This window comes from Clostridium perfringens ATCC 13124 (assembly GCF_000013285.1).
Taxonomy (GTDB): Bacteria; Bacillota; Clostridia; order Clostridiales; family Clostridiaceae; genus Sarcina; species Sarcina perfringens.
Map to the genome: position 1 here is coordinate 126,415 of NC_008261.1, position 16,097 is coordinate 142,511.

Sequence of the window (16,097 nt, forward strand, 5' to 3'; positions counted from 1 at the left end):
AAGGTGAATACAATTATAAATATATAAATTTAACCTAAAGTTTATAATATAAAAACTATACAAAAAAGAGTAGTATAGGAGGAGCCAAAAGATGGTAGCTAAAATTTTCACAAAAAAAGCCAGCTTACGCTGGCTATATATTAATTATAAATTGATTTTTAGTTTTGATTTTGATTGTTAGTTTGTACCTATATGAAAGATATAAATTTTAATGTGGAGTTAAAGTTATAATCTTTATACAGGTTTTGCATGAATAAATAATCCTTAACTTTAATTAAAGCTAGTGAATTAATGTGATATAAAAAGTTACAATATATTTAATTAACTAGAATCTTAAATCTCTAGTTCCGTTACTTATCTTATTTATTTTTTCTTCAACAGATTTTCTAAATGATTCATTATCTATTTCATCTATTGATTTTTTAATTAATTTATCTCCGATTTCTCTTGTTCTATCTGTGCCGTAATCATCAATAAATTCTTTTAAAGTTATTAAAGCATTGGCTTCACATATTTTATAAAGTTCACCACTCTTAACGATGTCCATAAATCTTTCGCCAGTTCTACCTTCTCTATAACAAGCTGTGCAATAACTTGGTATATATCCAGCTTCCATAAGACTTTCTATCATTTCAACTGGTGATCTATGATCTCCAACTTCAAATTGTGGTTTCTCTTCAGGATCGATGTATGATTCTGAATAACCACCAACACCTGTACATGAACCTGTACTTACTTGAGAAACTCCAAGAGCTATTATTTCATCTCTTAAGCCTGGTTCTTCTCTTGTTGAAAGTATAAGACCTGCATATGGTACTGCTAATCTTAAGATAGCAACAATCTTTTTGAAGTCTTCATCATCAACTAAGTAAGGATAATTTTCTAAGCTAACATTTTCAGCTGGTCTTATTCTTGGAACTGATAGTGTATGAGGGCCAACCCCTGTAGTTTCTTCTAAATCCATTGCATGCATAAGCATTGCTAATGTTTCATACTTGTAATCATAAAGTCCATATAGAACTCCCATACCAATATCATCTATACCAGCTTCTCTTGCTCTATGCATAGCTGTTGTATGATAATTATAGTTATGTTTTGGACCACTTACATGTAATCTTTCATAAGTTGGTTTGTGGTAAGTTTCTTGGAATAAGATATATGTTCCAATCTCAGCATCTTTAAGTCTCTTATAGTCTTCAACTGATGTTGCAGCTATATTAACATTGATTCTTCTTATTGACCCATTATCAAATTTAATTGAGTATATTGATTTTATACAATCTAAAATATAATCTAGAGGAGCATTAACTGGATCTTCCCCAGCTTCAAGTGCTATTCTCTTATGACCTAGGCTTTCAAGAACTTTAACTTCTTCAATAAGTTGCTCTTTGTTAAGTTTCTTTCTTTTTAACTCATCATTACAGTGTTTATATCCACAGTAAGTACAGTTATTTACGCAATAGTTACTTACGTATAAAGGTGCAAATACAACAAGTCTTTTTCCATATAATTTTTCCTTAACTTGTCTAGCTGCTTTAAACATTTCTTCAATAAGTTCTTTATCTTCAAGATTAAGAAGAACAGCAGTCTCTTCAGGTGTTAACCCTTCTGCACTTTTACTTTTTTCAATGATTTCTCTAACTAGTTCTTTGTCAGAAACAAGCTCTTTTCCTTTTGCTATAAGACTATTAATTTCATCATCCTTAATAAAATCTAAAGCATTGTACTTTTCGTTATCTTTTAACATAACAAATCTCCTTTAAAATTACTTTTAGGGTATGTCAAAAAATAATATAAACAACTAAAATATACTTATGGGAACTCAATGATTAAGAGGCTTAAAGCGATTAAGCTAAAAGCTAGTTTTAGATATGGCAGCTTTAACGGAAACACCTTTAAGTTTACCGATTTTTCCTGTTATAGCTGAAATTTCATCGGTGGTTCCATCAACTACAATAGATATAACTCTAATGTTCTTTTCTTTGTATGGTAACCCCATTCTTCCAACAATTAATTTGTCGTATTCACTTAAGATAGAATTTACTTCTTTTATATTATCAAGGCTTTCAATAACAATGCCAACAACGGCAATTCTAGTACTCATACTGTCATCAAACCTTTCTAAGATTTAAAAATTTTTTATTACCTTTTTGTTCAGAGAATTCCTTACAATTAGGGATAAAGTATATTTATATTATTTTTTTGACTGGTTTCTCAGTTGAAAGAAGTATTTTTACATATCATCTCGCAACAAAGAAGACATATTATAATTATACTACAAAATTTTCAAAAATATAGATTAAATTTCTAGTAGAGAAAAATATAAGCTTTATGCTAAATTAAAACAATTTGTAAACTTTTGAAAATTTATTTTGATATAATCTAAGTAAGATTTAAATTTATTGTATTTTTAGAATAATATTTTATTTTAAATTTGACCTGTCAAGAGGTCATTTATATAGTAATTAAAGGCTTTAAATAGAGTAATAGGATTTAATATATTTTTGATTAAGCTTTGATATGAATGCTTAGAAAGGAAGAAGGCAAATGAAAAAAAATAAATTAATAACAGCAATGATATTAGCTGGAGCAATAAGTATTGGCTCATTTACAACAGTTTTTGCCGATACTAAGGAAGTAGTAACTTTAGGAGCTAATCTAAATTCAAGTCAAAAACAAGAGATGTTTAAGGAATTCGGAGTTAAACCTAATGATGTTAAGGTTATAACTATGAATGTTAATGAAATAAGAGAGCAACTTGGATTGCCTAAAATAGTAGGAGAATTTAAAGGCAATGCTTACTCAAGTGCTTTTGTTAAACTAGAGGAAAAAGGGTATGGAATAAAGGTAAAAACAAATAACTTAACAGAGGTTACTAAAACTATGTTAAGTAATGCCTTGTTAACATCAGGGGTTACAGATGCTGATGTTATTGCTACAGCGCCATTCCCTGTAACTGGGACATCTGCTTTGGCAGGAGTTCTTCAAGCTTTTGAAAAGGCCACTGGAGAAAATATACCTGTTGAAAATAAGGAAGTAGCAAGACAAGAGTTAAGTATAACAAATAATTTAGCTAAGGCTAAAAATAGTGAAGGACAAGATATTGGAAGAGATGGAGCAAGTGCTATAGTAAATCAAGCTAAAGAAGAAGTTATAAAGGATAAACCTAAAAATGACAAAGAGGTTGGTGAAATAGTAAATAATATTACAAATAACTATAATATTAAGTTAACTCCAACACAAGAGCAAGAATTAGTTGCTCTTTTAGCCAATATAAATTCTTTAGGATTAGATTATTCTAAATTAAAAGGAGAACTTGATAGCCTTTCTAATAATATACAGGAAGCTTTAAAAGAAAATGGACAAGAACTTAAAGAAAGTGGAACTTTAGATAGAATCTTAAATAAAATTCTAGGAGTTTGTACTGATATAAAAAATTGGTTTGTAGCACACTTTGGAGATGGAGAAGTTACTATAAATGGAGTTACATATGATAAAGATGGTAATATGATAAACAAGGATCAATTAAACAATATAGGAACTTCAATAAGTGATGAGGACAATGACACTAGTAATAATGAAAGTAAAAATAATATAGAAGATAAATCACAAAAGAGTGATTCTAAGGAGAAAGAAACTGATAAGGCTAATAGTAATAATCAAGAGGATTCTAATTCTCAAGGAGAACAAGAAAGTAATGGCAATGGTTCTTTAAATAATGATACCAAAAGTAATAAAGAATCTAAAAATAAAGATGCACAGGGAGCTAAAGAGTCAAAAAATAGTAAACCTAATAAAAATAGTGTAAGTTCATCAAAGAATAATTCAAATAAAAATAATAGTGGAAGCAGTAATAATTCAAAGGATAAAAGTAAGGAAACTATAAAGCTTGAGGATGGTAATGTAATTCCTAAGTATAATTCAAAGGGTGAAGAATATAATCCTGTTACTGGTGGATATGGACATATGCAAGAAACTGAAGACGCTGGAAAGGATTCTGATCAAACTATAGATTATATAATAGTTGATGGGAAGAAGGTTCCACTTCATGATGAACAGGGAAGAGAGTATAATCCTGAGACAGGAAGATATGGAGATCCTGATGATAATTAAAAATAGTCAAATAACTTTACTTAGTATTATAAATATAGAAAAACTGTAATAGAAACAAAAAAATGTTTTTATTACAGTTTTTTTTATTATTTTACAACAGAAATAAAGGGTAAGGAATATTTATATAGTGAAAGGAGTTGATAAACATGGCAAAGGCAATCTTAACAAAGAAAAGCTTAGTATTAAAGTATCAAAAGGGGGTAGATGATAGTGGAAGCCCTAAATTTTCAACACAAAAGTTTTCTAAGATAAAGGTTGATGCAGAGGATGAAAAACTTTATGAGGTGGGAAAAGCATTAGCAGATCTTTTATCATCAAGAGTTAATTCTGTATTAAAAGAAGATGACTTTAAGTTTGTTGATGACACTCAATAATCTAATAAAAATTAGAGGGGTGATCAGCTGATTTTGTAGTATTTAAAAAAATAAAAATGCTTTTAAATTCTACATTAAAGATAATCAAAAGAATAGAGAGGGTATTAGTTTTTCTAAGAGAAATCTTAGAATTTATAGATAGGCACTTTTAAAGATAAATTACATGCTAACAAAAAGTATTAAAAGAATTAAAAGAGATTAATGAGTAAGATATGCATTTTAGAAGAGGAAGTAGAAGAACAAAAGATGTAACATAATAAATTAATGGTAAAAAGAAAAGGGGGACTTTAAAATGGAGAAGGAATTATATCTTGTATTGTCTTTTAAAAATGCTGGAGGAAGTATAACAAAAATAACTCTTAAAAATATTAAGGAAGATGTAACTGAGGAAGAAGTTCAAAATCTTATGGAAAAAATAGTGACAGCAAATATATTTGTTTCTAAGGGGGGAGATTTAGTTTCTAAAGTTAAGGGTGAAATAGTAGAGAAAACAACAGAAAGCTTTGAAATGTCTTAATTTAGCTATTAAATAATTTATTAAAAATAAAGAAAAGGGGAAAATATCCCCTTTTCTTTATTTTGCAAAACAGTAATTAATTCCGTTAGAGATTCCAGTTGCAATTTTTATATAATTATCTGGATCACTTAAATATGAATCTTCATTAGGGTTAGAAATAAACCCTAGTTCTATAAGTACAATAGGAACTTTTGACCAGTTAAAACCAGTTAAATCATCTCTTACAACAACACCTCTATTTTTTAATCCTGTATATTTTGTATATGCTGTTAGTATTTTTTCTCCATATGAATAGCTTATATCTGATATATCTTTTGTTACATTTCCTTTTGTGGCAGGAACTAGTATAGAAGCACCACAAGCTTTAGGAGAATCAACTCCGTCACAGTGAATTCTTATAATTAAATTTGCATTATTATCATTACCAATAGTGGTTCTTTCTATATTGCTAAGCTGCTTGTCAGGACTATCTTTAGTCATAATTACATTATACCCTTCAGAAATAAGAAGTTTTTTTAATTCTTCAGCTACACCGTGAGTTATTGTGTATTCTGGAATTTTACTTTGAACTCCTGTAGCACCTAGTGTATCTTTTAATTTTCTTTTTTGTGAGCCTGGACATTCAGGTTCTGTTTCATTAGATATTGTACTAGAATGCCCTGGATCAATAACTATAGCTATATCTTTATTAGCTTTATTAGGTTCATTTTCACAATAAGGTTCTACTTCATTTTTTTTATCAGCTTCCTTATCAGTATTAGAATCAATTTTATTTTTTTCTTTCTCTTGGTCTATGTTTCCCTCTTTAGAATCATTTTTTTCTGTATTATTATTTTCATTATTAGAGTTATTTTTTTCTGTATCATTATTTTCCTCATTGGAATTATTAATACTATTAGAATCCTTATTAATATTTGGTTTAGTGGAATTTAATCCACAGCCTAATAGCATTAAAGAAGAAATAATTATAATAGATAAAATTCTTAGAAATTTTTTCATACTATCATCCCTTTATTTGGAGTTTTCAACTGATTTTATAGTTTGAACATTTTTTACTTCATAATCATTTAATTCACTGTCATCACCTTTAAAGGATGAATCAGGATGATACCATGATTTTGAATTAAAATATGCCTTAAATGGATTAGTATTAAATACATATCCATGACGTGCGTATATTTCATTTCTCATTAAAGCAAGAGTACTTTTATTATATTTAGAAAGATCTGATGCTGATAAATAAGAAGAATTACTGTATGGCATTATAAAGTCATAAGGATAATCATATATGTTTCCAGAAAATTTTGATGGGTTTTCATTTGTGAAACTATATATGTTATCAACTTTATCATTACTTGAAGAATTTTTACTTTCATTAAGCTTTTTTTGTAAATCATCATATTGTGAAAAGTTTTCTTTGTTATATCCATACTTTGTAGCTAAATCTAAATCAGAATCACAGTCAGTGTAATTTTTATTTTTAAAATCTACAGTAGCTTTATTTACATATAATTTTGACATTAAATTATCTTTTTCAGATGTATTTAAGTTTGTTAATATTGAAGAATTATCAACAAAATCAGAGTCAGACTTTAAAGTTGTATAAATAGAATTTAATAAATCATCATTTTTAGAGTATTTTAAAGCACTGTTATAATAAGATAATTTTTCAGTAACTGATGAAGATTTAAGTGCAGAGTTATAATAGTATTTATATAATAAAGGTGATCTTAAAAAATAAATAGAAGTACCTATTATTACAAAAGCTACTAAGGTGAAAATGCTTATTAAAATCTTTTTTTTGGTATTAGAATGTTTAAAATTATCAATATCTTCATTATGATAAGATTCATCATTGAAATTTTCATCTAAATCATCATCAAAACTTGCATCTAAATATTCTTCTTTATTATTAAAATTAGAATCATGAAGAGGTTTGAAATTATTCTTAATATTTTCATTAATATTAGTATTAATTTCTTTTTTTATTTTAGGTGCATCTAAGATTATGGTTTTATCAATATTATTTTTAGAGTTAGGAATATCTTTTTTATCTTTTGTATCTTCTGTATCTGAGTTATTTTTAGTATCTTTATCTACAGATTTTACCTTAGCACCACACTTATTGCAAAATTTCATTGAATCAGATAGTTTATTACCACATTTAGTACAAAATTTCATTAAATCACCCCTTAATCTTTTATATCAGTAAGAACTAATGAACCATTAGCTAGTTTTTTAAAGGTATAAGTATTTTTAAATTCTTGACGCTTAGGAACATTAATTCCTTTACCTATAGAATAAATTTCATTACAAGTAACTTCACCAGTATTTGTATCATTATTAAATGTATAATTTAATATTTCAGTGCTTTCAAAGTTTTCCCTAATATCTTTAGAATGTATTTCAGGGACAACCTTCTTTTGCTTTTTATAAATAGGACTGTCAAATTCAAGGTAGTTTTCTATATAATTAAAACTATTTGTATTAACAGCATAAGCAAAGTCACTTGAGTAATTTCTTAATAGAACATAAAGATCTTTTTTGAAATTAGCTTCTGAGGCTTTAGCTTCAGCAAAGTTTATATTTATATTGCTTGAAGAATTTACATCATATTTATTACTTATTATTTTTTTATCTCCATCTGTTGATACTCCATAAATAATACTATTAGGATCAATTGGACCAAAGGTTTTAGCATCTTTAATTTTTACTCCAGTATCTTTATTATTTACATATAGTTCAGCATCTGGAATATCGCTAGTAATATTAACTTTAATAAAGTTATCAAATATACTTATTTCTTGGTTAGAAGATTTAAAAGTATTAACCTCTATATTTTCAGATTTGTTTAAATATGAATTTGATATTTCAGATTTAATAGTATAATTTCCAGGCATTAAAGGGCCTAACTCATCTTTTTTTGTTAAATCTCCAAAAGTTTCATCTCCTATTTGAACTTTTGCATCTTTTAAATCAGTTTTTACCTTTATAAAGCTTGGTTTTACAACTACTTTATAAACAGGTATTAAAAAGAAATCTTTTCTAACCTCTTCTATAGATAAAGGGGAGTCTGTGTCCTTATAATTTCCCTTTTTAAAATCGTCGTTTATTGAAGAAAATTTTGATGGATTTTGATTAAAGTAATCTATTAGAATAGTAGAGTTGCTTTTATTTATTGGTAGAGAGCTATCATTACAATAAAGTATTTTACTAAGTTCCTCTGGATTTGAAGAGGAAATTGAATTTGAAAATGAAAGTGCTATTTCTTTTTCAGATTTAACTGTTGATTTTAAGTAAAAGAATACACCAGAAAATATTACAACAATAAAAACTAGGCTTATTATTATAATTTTAGATTTTTTCTTGTTTTTTTTTATTTTTGAGCAATTAGGGCAAATTCCATTTATTAATTTTGAACCACATTTATTACAAAAATTCATTTTAAAACCTCCTTAATAATAATTTTACATCTAAAATATAATTTAACATTTTTTTGAACAATTGACAAATTTGTTAACAAAACGTTATAATTTAACATAGAATAGGAGGCGTTTTATGTTTTGTTCAAAGTGTGGTAAGGAAATACCAAATGAATCAGTTTTTTGTCCAGAGTGTGGAAATAAGTGTAAGGGTTCTAGTAAAAGTATACCTATAGATGTAAATGAGCATAAAGGATATATAATAAAATCTTTATGTCATCCAATAACTTCAGTTAAGGAACATGTCTTTGGAGTATCATCAAAAATACAATTAATTTATATTGCAATAATAACTTTAATAATACCACTAGTTAAAACTCTTTTATTTAAAGCCTTTAGTTTTAACTTAGTAAAAAGTGTAGTAGGCATTATACTAGAATTCTCAAATATTAATACCTGGGATTTTAATAACATGATAAAGGCTAAAAGTCAGTTTGATATGATTATGGAAAATGTATTTCCTACAGGTAATATCTATTTTTTAAATTTAGGAAGCTATATAATTAATTATGCTTTAATATTAGGTATAATTTATATTATATTTAAGTTTTTAGTTAAAGAAGATATAAATAAAGATTCACTTGTAAACATAATGTTTGTAGTATCTATAATAAATGTATTTATATTAATAATATCCTCTATAGCCCTAGTTTTAGGAGGAGCTATTTGGATGATAGTAAGTATATTTAGTTCTATATTATCAGTTGTGTTATTGTATGCTTTATTTAATACTTTAATAAAATCAAAAAATAAATTTATATACATATATTCTTTAACTTGCATGGTTGTTTATTCAATAAACGCATGGTTTGTTTTTAATAATGTATCATCTATAATTTATCAAATTTATTATAATTTAGAGAGATATTTTATTTAATATAGTATATATAAAGAGGCACTTCTTTTTATAAGTGTCTCTTTTGTGTTTTAATAATTATATAGATTGTATATTTTAGAATATGAATAGGAGTTAAATGTATTTATAATTTAAAAGAATTTTTATGGGAGTAGATTAGATGGAAAGCAAAAAGATTTTTATTATAGAAGATGAAGAAAAGATAAGAGAAGAGCTTACTAAATTTTTAGAGAAGTATGGCTACATTGTAGAGTCATCAGAAGACTTTGAAAATATAGTTGATACTTCATTAAGATGTAATCCTAATATGATTTTACTAGATATAAATCTCCCTTATTATGATGGTTACTATATTTGCAGGGAGATAAGGAAGAAAAGCCAAGTTCCAATTATAGTTGTAACTAGTAGACAAAGTGAGATGGATGAGCTTATGAGTATGAATTTAGGGGCTGATGACTTTGTTACTAAGCCTTATAATACTCAAATACTTTTAGCTAGAATTGCATCAATTATGAAAAGAACCTATTCAGGAATTGAGGGTGAAACAGAAATATTTAATTGCAGAGAATTAAAATATAATATGTCTACTAGCGAGGTTTCATTTAAGGGGGAAGTTGAGGAGCTTACTAAAAATGAAAGTAAGATTTTAAATATTCTAATAAGAAATAAAGGGAAAATAGTATCAAGAGATAATATTATAAAGTCTTTATGGCAAAGTAATGAGTTTATAGATGATAATACCTTAACTGTTAATGTAAATAGACTTAGAAGAAAGATTGAAGGAATAGGGGCAGAGGGATATTTACAAACTAAGAGGGGGCAAGGGTATATATTATCATGAATTTAAGAGATTTTATAAAAGAAAGAATAGTTTTTATTATTATAAATTCATTAATATTACTTTTTACAGCTCTATTGCTTATGGTTTTAAAGGTTGATAGCTTTGCCATTTTATTTATTGTTATTATAAATGAGGCAGGAATTCTAATTTATCATATTTTTGATTATTTAAGAAAGAAGCAATATTATAATGAGATAAAGGAAAATATGGAGTCTTTAGATAAGAAATATTTAATATCAGAAGTAATAGAAGAGGGAACTTTTACAGAGAGTAAGTTAATATATGATGTTATATGCAAGGGTAATAAGGCTATGAATGATGAAATAGGAGAGTTTAAGAGAGGGATAAATGATTATAGGGAGTATATAGAATTATGGGTTCATGAAATAAAAACTCCCATAGCAACTTGCAAGCTATTAATAGAAAATAATGAATCACCACTTACAGAGAGTATAGGAGAAGAGGTTTGTAAGCTAGAAAATTATATAGATCAAGCTCTCTTTTACACTAGAAGTAATACCCTTGAGAAGGATTATATAATAAAAGAAATGAGTTTAAGTAGTTGCGTAAACAAGGTTTTAAACAATAATGCAGATTCTTTAATAAAGAAAAGAGTTAAAATAAGTTTAGGTGATTTAGAAAAACAGGTTTATTCAGATAGCAAGTGGATTGAGTTTATTTTAGGACAAATAATATCAAATTCTATTAAATATATGAATAAGGAACATAAGGAACTAAAGATATATTGCAATGAAAATAGTAAATATGTGATTTTAAATATTGAGGACAATGGTGCTGGAATAAGTGAAAAAGATATTTCTAGGGTTTTTGATAAAGGATTTACAGGAGAAAATGGACGTAAGTTTGGAAAGTCTACAGGTATAGGACTATACCTATGTAAAAAGCTTTGTAAGAAACTTGGGTTAGATATAAAATTGATTTCAGAAGAAGGTAAGTTCACAAGAGTTTCAATTATCTTTCCAATAAACAGGATGATGATTTTTGAATAGGTAATACTAGATTTATTCTTATTATGATTTAAATAGTGAGGGGGAGAATATATGGGTAAAAAGTTTTTGGTTGTAGTTATAGTATGTATTTTTATTAGATGTTTACTTAATTTAATAGAAGCTATTATGTTAAATATTGAATTTTTAAAGAATATAAATTTTTATTATATTAAGACATTTGTTAATGCTTTTTTAGTTATAATTCTTATTGGATATTATATATATCTTTATAAAAATTATGAAAGATAATCAATGTGATTAATTTAGTTCATGATTTTCATATAAATATTTATATGAAAATTAAGGAGAGGTATTAAATTAAGTTTTGATAATAGTAGTGAAAAAAGGTGGATTCAATTTATGAATCCACCTTTTTATATAACATTATAATATATTTTAATAGGTTAGCTAAATTTTTTATAAAAAGGTTTTAGAATTGTTTGTATAGACTAGGTTTATTATTTAATGGAAACTAAAGTTATAATAGTAAAGTTAAGATAATAAATGGAATCTAGCACCTTTAGAAGCTGGATAAAAAATAGGCTTAAGGACTTAGGTTAAATCTAATTGTTTTGCAGGTTACTCTAATCTTTACATAAGAATATTTTAAAAATCACAATGTGACACTTTTGTTAGTTTAGTGTTATATAGTTCTATGGATTGAAATTTTTATATGAAATAGAATTAAAGTATAGAAAGAAGTGCTTAAATGGAAAGTTTTAATATGATTTAAGCTAGAGTTTTAAGATAATATAAGTAAGGATAAGGAGTGGAGTTTAATGGGTAAAGAGGTTTTAAAGGTAAGTAATATAGAAAAGTATTATGGTAAAAAAGGAAATGTTACAAAGGCAATTAATGATATTAGTTTTACTGTTTCAGAAGGTGAATTTGTTGGAATAATGGGGGCTTCGGGAAGTGGTAAAACAACACTTTTAAATTGTATATCAACCATAGATAAGGTGACTAGTGGTCATATATATTTAGAGGGAGAGGATGTTACAAGCTTTAGTTCAAAAAAGTTAGCTAAGTTTAGAAGAGAAAAAATAGGGTTTATATTTCAGGATTTTAATCTTTTAGATACCTTAACAGCTTACGAAAATATAGCCTTAGCTCTTACAATTCAAAGAGTGAATAACAAGGAAATAGATAAAAGAGTAAGACTCGTTGCAGAAGCTTTAAATATAAGTAATGAGCTTAATAAATATCCTTATGAAATGTCAGGAGGACAAAAGCAAAGGGTGGCATCAGCAAGGGCAATAGTTACTAATCCATCTTTAGTATTAGCTGATGAACCAACAGGAGCCTTAGATTCAAAGGCAGCTACCATGCTTCTTGAAAGCTTAGAAGATTTAAATAAGAATTTAAATGCAACAATTATGATGGTAACTCATGATGCTTTTACAGCAAGTTATGCAAATAGAATTTTATTTATTAAGGATGGAAAGATATTTAATGAACTTATAAAAGGAACTGATTCTAGAAAAGAATTTTTCAATAGAATAATTGAAGTCATAACTCTTCTTGGAGGTGACAGTAATAATGTATTTTAAGTTAGCCTTTAAAAATATAAAAAAGAGTTATAAAAATTATGTAATATATTTTTTAACCTTGATATTTGGAATATGTATATTTTATACTTTTAATTCCATAGAGTCACAAAGTGTAATGATGGAACTTAATGAGCAAAAGCAGTCAGCCTTTATGATGGCAGAACAATTAATGGGATATTTCTCTGTATTTATAGCTTTTGTCTTAGGATTTTTAATAGTTTATGCAAATAATTATCTAATAAAAAGAAGAAAAAAAGAGTTTGGAATTTATATGACTCTTGGAATGGAAAATGGAAGCTTATCAAAAATGATATTCTTAGAAACTCTATTTATAGGGGCTATATCTCTAGGAATAGGAGTGGTACTAGGAATAATGTTATCTCAAGCACTTTCAGTACTTACAGCCTATATGTTCCAGGTAGACCTTACAAAGTTTCAATTTGTTTTTTCTCCCCTTGGATTTAAGAGAACAGTACTTTGTTTTTCAATAATATATCTTGTTGTATTAATTTTTAACTTTATAAGTGTTAGAAAGATTAAATTAATAGATTTATTAACAGCTTCAAAGAGAAATGAAAATCCTACTATTAAAAACTTATGGGTATCAGTAATATTATTTTTAGTTAGTGTGGGAATATTAGTAACAGCTTATTATAAGGTCATACATGATGGAATTGCCTTTGCTAGTTTTAATGCTCTTGGATTACCAATTTTACTAGGATGTATTGGAACATTTATATTCTTTTACTCTTTAACAGGATTCTTTTTAAAGGTTATTCAAGGAAATAAAAAATTCTATTTAAGAGATTTAAACATGTTTGTTATGAAGCAAATAAGCAGTAAAATAAACACAACCTTTGTATCCTTATCATTTATATGTTTAATGTTATTTTTAGCTATTTGTACATTTTCAGGAGGGTTAGGTATAAATAGGGCTATAAATGCTGACTTAAAAGATTTAACTAAATTTGATGTTACCTTTTGGAGTAATAGTGGTGAAAATATAGAAAAACTTTTGAAGGAAAAAAATATTGATATATCTAATATAGCTAAAGAAGATTCAAACATGGTTATGTATGATAGTGAAGTTAAATACAGTAATTTCTTATCAAAAGAGGGAATGACTGCTATGAAGAACTATTTTCCAGTAGCTAATGATAATGACATATTAGTAATTGGAGAAAAGGGATATAATAATACATTAAAACTTCTTGGGAAAGAGCCTGTTAATTTAAAGGAAAATCAATACTTAGCAGTTGGAAATATTGATGAAATGAAAAAGTGGGTTAATGAGAGCTTAGAAAATGGAAATATGGATCAAATGAAAAAGTTGGTTAATAAGAGCTCAGAAAATGGAAAGAAGATAAATATTTCAGGAAAAACCTTAGAGCCTGCAAATAAAAAGTATGAAAATATTAATCTATATAATTTTACTATGAAAGGTGATATTTTAATTTTTGTTGTTAAGGATTCTCTCCTTGAAGGATTAAAACCTGTGTCTAGTAGATTTAATATGATGCTAAAGGATAACTCTAATACAAAGGAAGAATTAGAGAGCATAAGAGATCAGCTAGTAGAAAGTCAGGTTTATTCAATAACAAAAAAAGAAATATATGATAATGCAGCTGGTCTAGGTGCAACAATGGCTTACTTGGGAATATACCTAGGTTTAATATTTATAATTACATCAGCAGTTGTACTTGCTATTCAGCAGCTTACAGAATCTACTGATAATGTAGAAAGATATAGATTATTAAAAGAAATAGGTGTGGATCAAAAGATGATAAATAAAGCTATATTCACTCAAGTAGGAGTATATTTTATGCTTCCTTTATCACTTGCTATAGTACATTCAATAGTTGGTTTAAAGATATCTTCTACCATAGTAGGAGTATTTGGAAATGCTAGTATAATGCCAAATATAATTATAACAGCAATAATTTTTGTTATAATTTATGGAGGGTACTTCTTAGCAACATATTTAGGGGCTAAGAAAAACATAAATGAAAGATCATAGATAATTAAATTTATGGGAGTGTATCAAAATATAATAAAACTTACAAACATATTCCGAGAATTACTAGATTACGCTAAGAATTTATAATCATTACTTCGAAAATATCACTAAAGCTCCGAAACTTAAGTAAAAGTCCAAATTTTCAATTTGGAGTCTTGAACTTATGCAATCGAACTTTGTGAGATTGTATTCCTAAGGAGTTAACAGTCTCAGCTTTTTAACGTGAAATTTTCTACGTAATAATTTAAATTCTAAAGCTTATCTAGATATTCTCTTCATACTGTTTGTAAGTTTTATAAAAAGTTATTTTTATACACTCCATTTTTATTTATTAGGGTTAAATTTTGAAAGGAAATAACTTTTTATATCATATAAAATAAATTGAAGCTTGATTTTTTCTAATAAGTTCTAATGTGATGAATTATAAAAAAATTTATAAAAGTGGGAATAGCATACTGCAAAACCACAACTAAGTAATACCATACCTAAAGCAATTATCAAATCTTGGTTTAAATTTAATTTAGATAAAAATAAACCTAATAAACTACCAACAACTATTAAACCATAGTTAGGATAGTTTCTTAAAATTTTATTTTTATAACTCTTAGAATTATAAAAATTTTTAATATAATTTATTGATAGAATAATTATTAAAATATATATTATGATGAATAAAATAGATAAATTAATAAATTTATTCATAGAAAGAATTTCATTTAATTTGTATAAACCAGATAAAAATAAAAAAAGTGAAAAGGATGATATTGAGAGAGCAGTATATAAGTCTATGAAACTATATAGTTTTTTCATAAATATTAAATTTATTAAAGAAAAAATATTAAATATGAATATATAAGCATAAATAAATATATTAAAGTTATGTATAAATAAAATAAATATAAAAAAGTTTATAAGAAACATTACTGCCAATATAAGTGGGCGATTAGATTCTAAATTTTTTTCTTTTTGTTTAACCATGAAACATCTCCCCTTTCTTATAAATTATAAAATATTGTAACATAGATGTATAAGAATATTAATTATTTTATTAAAAGGAGGTATAGTAAAAATGGAACAGCTTAACAGAAAAGAAATAATAGAATTAGTAAATATTATTAGAAATCCTAAGGAAGAATGGTCGGAAGCTATGATTGATGAACTAATATTTAAATTAAAAAGAAATGTTATTTATCCAAATCCAAGTGATTTAATTTTCTATACTGAATTATCTGCTGAAGAAATTACAGATAAAATATTAGATTATAAACCAATACTATTATAAATTTATTAATAAAAGTAGAGCTATAAAATTTTATAGTTCTACTTTTATTTTTATT

The 16,097-nt window shown here is 26.3% G+C and carries 15 protein-coding genes; 10 read left to right on the forward strand and 5 right to left on the reverse strand.

The window, feature by feature from the left end; translation table 11 throughout:
• Positions 1-325: 325 nt before the first annotated feature.
• Together hydG and CPF_RS00575 are read right to left on the reverse strand one after the other, a co-directional pair.
• Positions 326-1,747 (reverse strand): [FeFe] hydrogenase H-cluster radical SAM maturase HydG, encoded by a 1,422-nt coding sequence (gene hydG / locus CPF_RS00570; RefSeq protein ID WP_011590060.1) that lies wholly within the window; start codon positions 1,745-1,747, stop codon positions 326-328.
• 105 nt (positions 1,748-1,852) lie between these two features.
• Positions 1,853-2,104, reverse strand: coding sequence for a TM1266 family iron-only hydrogenase system putative regulator (locus CPF_RS00575; protein WP_003448558.1), 252 nt, complete (start codon positions 2,102-2,104; stop codon positions 1,853-1,855).
• 443 nt (positions 2,105-2,547) lie between these two features.
• Here CPF_RS00575 and CPF_RS00580 point away from each other — a divergent pair, with 443 nt between their 5' ends.
• The 3 genes from CPF_RS00580 (at position 2,548) to CPF_RS00590 (ending at position 5,004) form a co-directional block, all read left to right on the forward strand.
• On the forward strand, positions 2,548-4,113 hold the full coding sequence (locus CPF_RS00580) for a DUF1002 domain-containing protein (protein WP_011590061.1): 1,566 nt from the start codon (positions 2,548-2,550) through the stop codon (positions 4,111-4,113).
• Between the two features lie 146 nt (positions 4,114-4,259).
• The gene (locus tag CPF_RS00585) at positions 4,260-4,487 is read left to right on the forward strand and encodes a DUF1659 domain-containing protein (protein ID WP_003448542.1); all 228 of its coding nucleotides are present in this window, start codon (positions 4,260-4,262) and stop codon (positions 4,485-4,487) included.
• A 292-nt stretch (positions 4,488-4,779) separates the two neighbouring features.
• Positions 4,780-5,004 carry a DUF2922 domain-containing protein gene (locus CPF_RS00590; protein ID WP_003448590.1) on the forward strand — a complete coding sequence of 75 codons (225 nt, stop codon included), beginning with the start codon at positions 4,780-4,782 and terminating at the stop codon, positions 5,002-5,004.
• 57 nt (positions 5,005-5,061) lie between these two features.
• Here CPF_RS00590 and CPF_RS00595 read toward each other — a convergent pair whose 3' ends face one another.
• Genes CPF_RS00595 through CPF_RS00605 form a run of 3 tightly spaced genes read right to left on the reverse strand, consistent with a single transcriptional unit; the run spans position 5,062 to position 8,447 of the window.
• Positions 5,062-6,003, reverse strand: a complete 942-nt coding sequence (locus CPF_RS00595; RefSeq protein WP_041702494.1) for an N-acetylmuramoyl-L-alanine amidase — start codon at positions 6,001-6,003, stop codon at positions 5,062-5,064.
• Between the two features lie 12 nt (positions 6,004-6,015).
• A complete protein-coding gene (locus CPF_RS00600; RefSeq protein WP_011590063.1) occupies positions 6,016-7,185 on the reverse strand; it encodes a YARHG domain-containing protein in 1,170 nt (389 codons plus the stop codon).
• An 11-nt stretch (positions 7,186-7,196) separates the two neighbouring features.
• The gene (locus tag CPF_RS00605) at positions 7,197-8,447 is read right to left on the reverse strand and encodes a zinc ribbon domain-containing protein (protein WP_003475319.1); all 1,251 of its coding nucleotides are present in this window, start codon (positions 8,445-8,447) and stop codon (positions 7,197-7,199) included.
• A 115-nt stretch (positions 8,448-8,562) separates the two neighbouring features.
• Here CPF_RS00605 and CPF_RS00610 point away from each other — a divergent pair, with 115 nt between their 5' ends.
• The 7 genes from CPF_RS00610 (at position 8,563) to CPF_RS00645 (ending at position 16,042) form a co-directional block, all read left to right on the forward strand.
• Entirely contained in the window at positions 8,563-9,363 is an 801-nt protein-coding gene (locus CPF_RS00610; protein ID WP_003479487.1) for a zinc ribbon domain-containing protein, read from the forward strand.
• Positions 9,364-9,502: 139 nt separating this feature from the next.
• Positions 9,503-10,183, forward strand: a complete 681-nt coding sequence (locus CPF_RS00615; protein WP_011590064.1) for a response regulator transcription factor — start codon at positions 9,503-9,505, stop codon at positions 10,181-10,183.
• Positions 10,180-11,193: a sensor histidine kinase gene (locus CPF_RS00620; RefSeq protein ID WP_011590065.1), complete on the forward strand. Its 1,014-nt coding sequence runs from the start codon at positions 10,180-10,182 to the stop codon at positions 11,191-11,193. The genes CPF_RS00615 and CPF_RS00620 overlap by 4 nt, the downstream gene beginning before the upstream one ends.
• Before the next feature lie 51 nt (positions 11,194-11,244).
• Positions 11,245-11,442, forward strand: a complete 198-nt coding sequence (locus CPF_RS00625) for a hypothetical protein (RefSeq protein ID WP_011590066.1) — start codon at positions 11,245-11,247, stop codon at positions 11,440-11,442.
• 530 nt (positions 11,443-11,972) lie between these two features.
• Positions 11,973-12,743 (forward strand): ABC transporter ATP-binding protein, encoded by a 771-nt coding sequence (locus tag CPF_RS00630; RefSeq protein WP_003448577.1) that lies wholly within the window; start codon positions 11,973-11,975, stop codon positions 12,741-12,743.
• Complete coding sequence (locus CPF_RS00635) at positions 12,733-14,760, forward strand: ABC transporter permease (protein WP_011590067.1); 2,028 nt, start codon at positions 12,733-12,735, stop codon at positions 14,758-14,760. The genes CPF_RS00630 and CPF_RS00635 overlap by 11 nt, the downstream gene beginning before the upstream one ends.
• A 1,069-nt stretch (positions 14,761-15,829) precedes the next feature.
• The gene (locus CPF_RS00645) at positions 15,830-16,042 is read left to right on the forward strand and encodes a bacteriocin immunity protein (RefSeq protein WP_011590069.1); all 213 of its coding nucleotides are present in this window, start codon (positions 15,830-15,832) and stop codon (positions 16,040-16,042) included.
• Positions 16,043-16,097 lie beyond the last annotated feature (55 nt).

What these genes read in the sequence shown, in the direction of transcription:
- hydG (WP_011590060.1), bottom strand. Translation starts at nt 1,747, where the DNA reads ATGTTAAAAGATAACGAAAAGTACAATGCTTTAGATTTTATTAAGGAT.
- CPF_RS00620 (WP_011590065.1), top strand. Translation starts at nt 10,180, where the DNA reads ATGAATTTAAGAGATTTTATAAAAGAAAGAATAGTTTTTATTATTATA.
- CPF_RS00615 (WP_011590064.1), top strand. Translation starts at nt 9,503, where the DNA reads ATGGAAAGCAAAAAGATTTTTATTATAGAAGATGAAGAAAAGATAAGA.
- CPF_RS00625 (WP_011590066.1), top strand. Translation starts at nt 11,245, where the DNA reads ATGGGTAAAAAGTTTTTGGTTGTAGTTATAGTATGTATTTTTATTAGA.
- CPF_RS00630 (WP_003448577.1), top strand. Translation starts at nt 11,973, where the DNA reads ATGGGTAAAGAGGTTTTAAAGGTAAGTAATATAGAAAAGTATTATGGT.
- CPF_RS00610 (WP_003479487.1), top strand. Translation starts at nt 8,563, where the DNA reads ATGTTTTGTTCAAAGTGTGGTAAGGAAATACCAAATGAATCAGTTTTT.
- CPF_RS00580 (WP_011590061.1), top strand. Translation starts at nt 2,548, where the DNA reads ATGAAAAAAAATAAATTAATAACAGCAATGATATTAGCTGGAGCAATA.
- CPF_RS00585 (WP_003448542.1), top strand. Translation starts at nt 4,260, where the DNA reads ATGGCAAAGGCAATCTTAACAAAGAAAAGCTTAGTATTAAAGTATCAA.
- CPF_RS00635 (WP_011590067.1), top strand. Translation starts at nt 12,733, where the DNA reads ATGTATTTTAAGTTAGCCTTTAAAAATATAAAAAAGAGTTATAAAAAT.
- CPF_RS00605 (WP_003475319.1), bottom strand. Translation starts at nt 8,447, where the DNA reads ATGAATTTTTGTAATAAATGTGGTTCAAAATTAATAAATGGAATTTGC.
- CPF_RS00645 (WP_011590069.1), top strand. Translation starts at nt 15,830, where the DNA reads ATGGAACAGCTTAACAGAAAAGAAATAATAGAATTAGTAAATATTATT.
- CPF_RS00590 (WP_003448590.1), top strand. Translation starts at nt 4,780, where the DNA reads ATGGAGAAGGAATTATATCTTGTATTGTCTTTTAAAAATGCTGGAGGA.
- CPF_RS00595 (WP_041702494.1), bottom strand. Translation starts at nt 6,003, where the DNA reads ATGAAAAAATTTCTAAGAATTTTATCTATTATAATTATTTCTTCTTTA.
- CPF_RS00600 (WP_011590063.1), bottom strand. Translation starts at nt 7,185, where the DNA reads ATGAAATTTTGTACTAAATGTGGTAATAAACTATCTGATTCAATGAAA.
- CPF_RS00575 (WP_003448558.1), bottom strand. Translation starts at nt 2,104, where the DNA reads ATGAGTACTAGAATTGCCGTTGTTGGCATTGTTATTGAAAGCCTTGAT.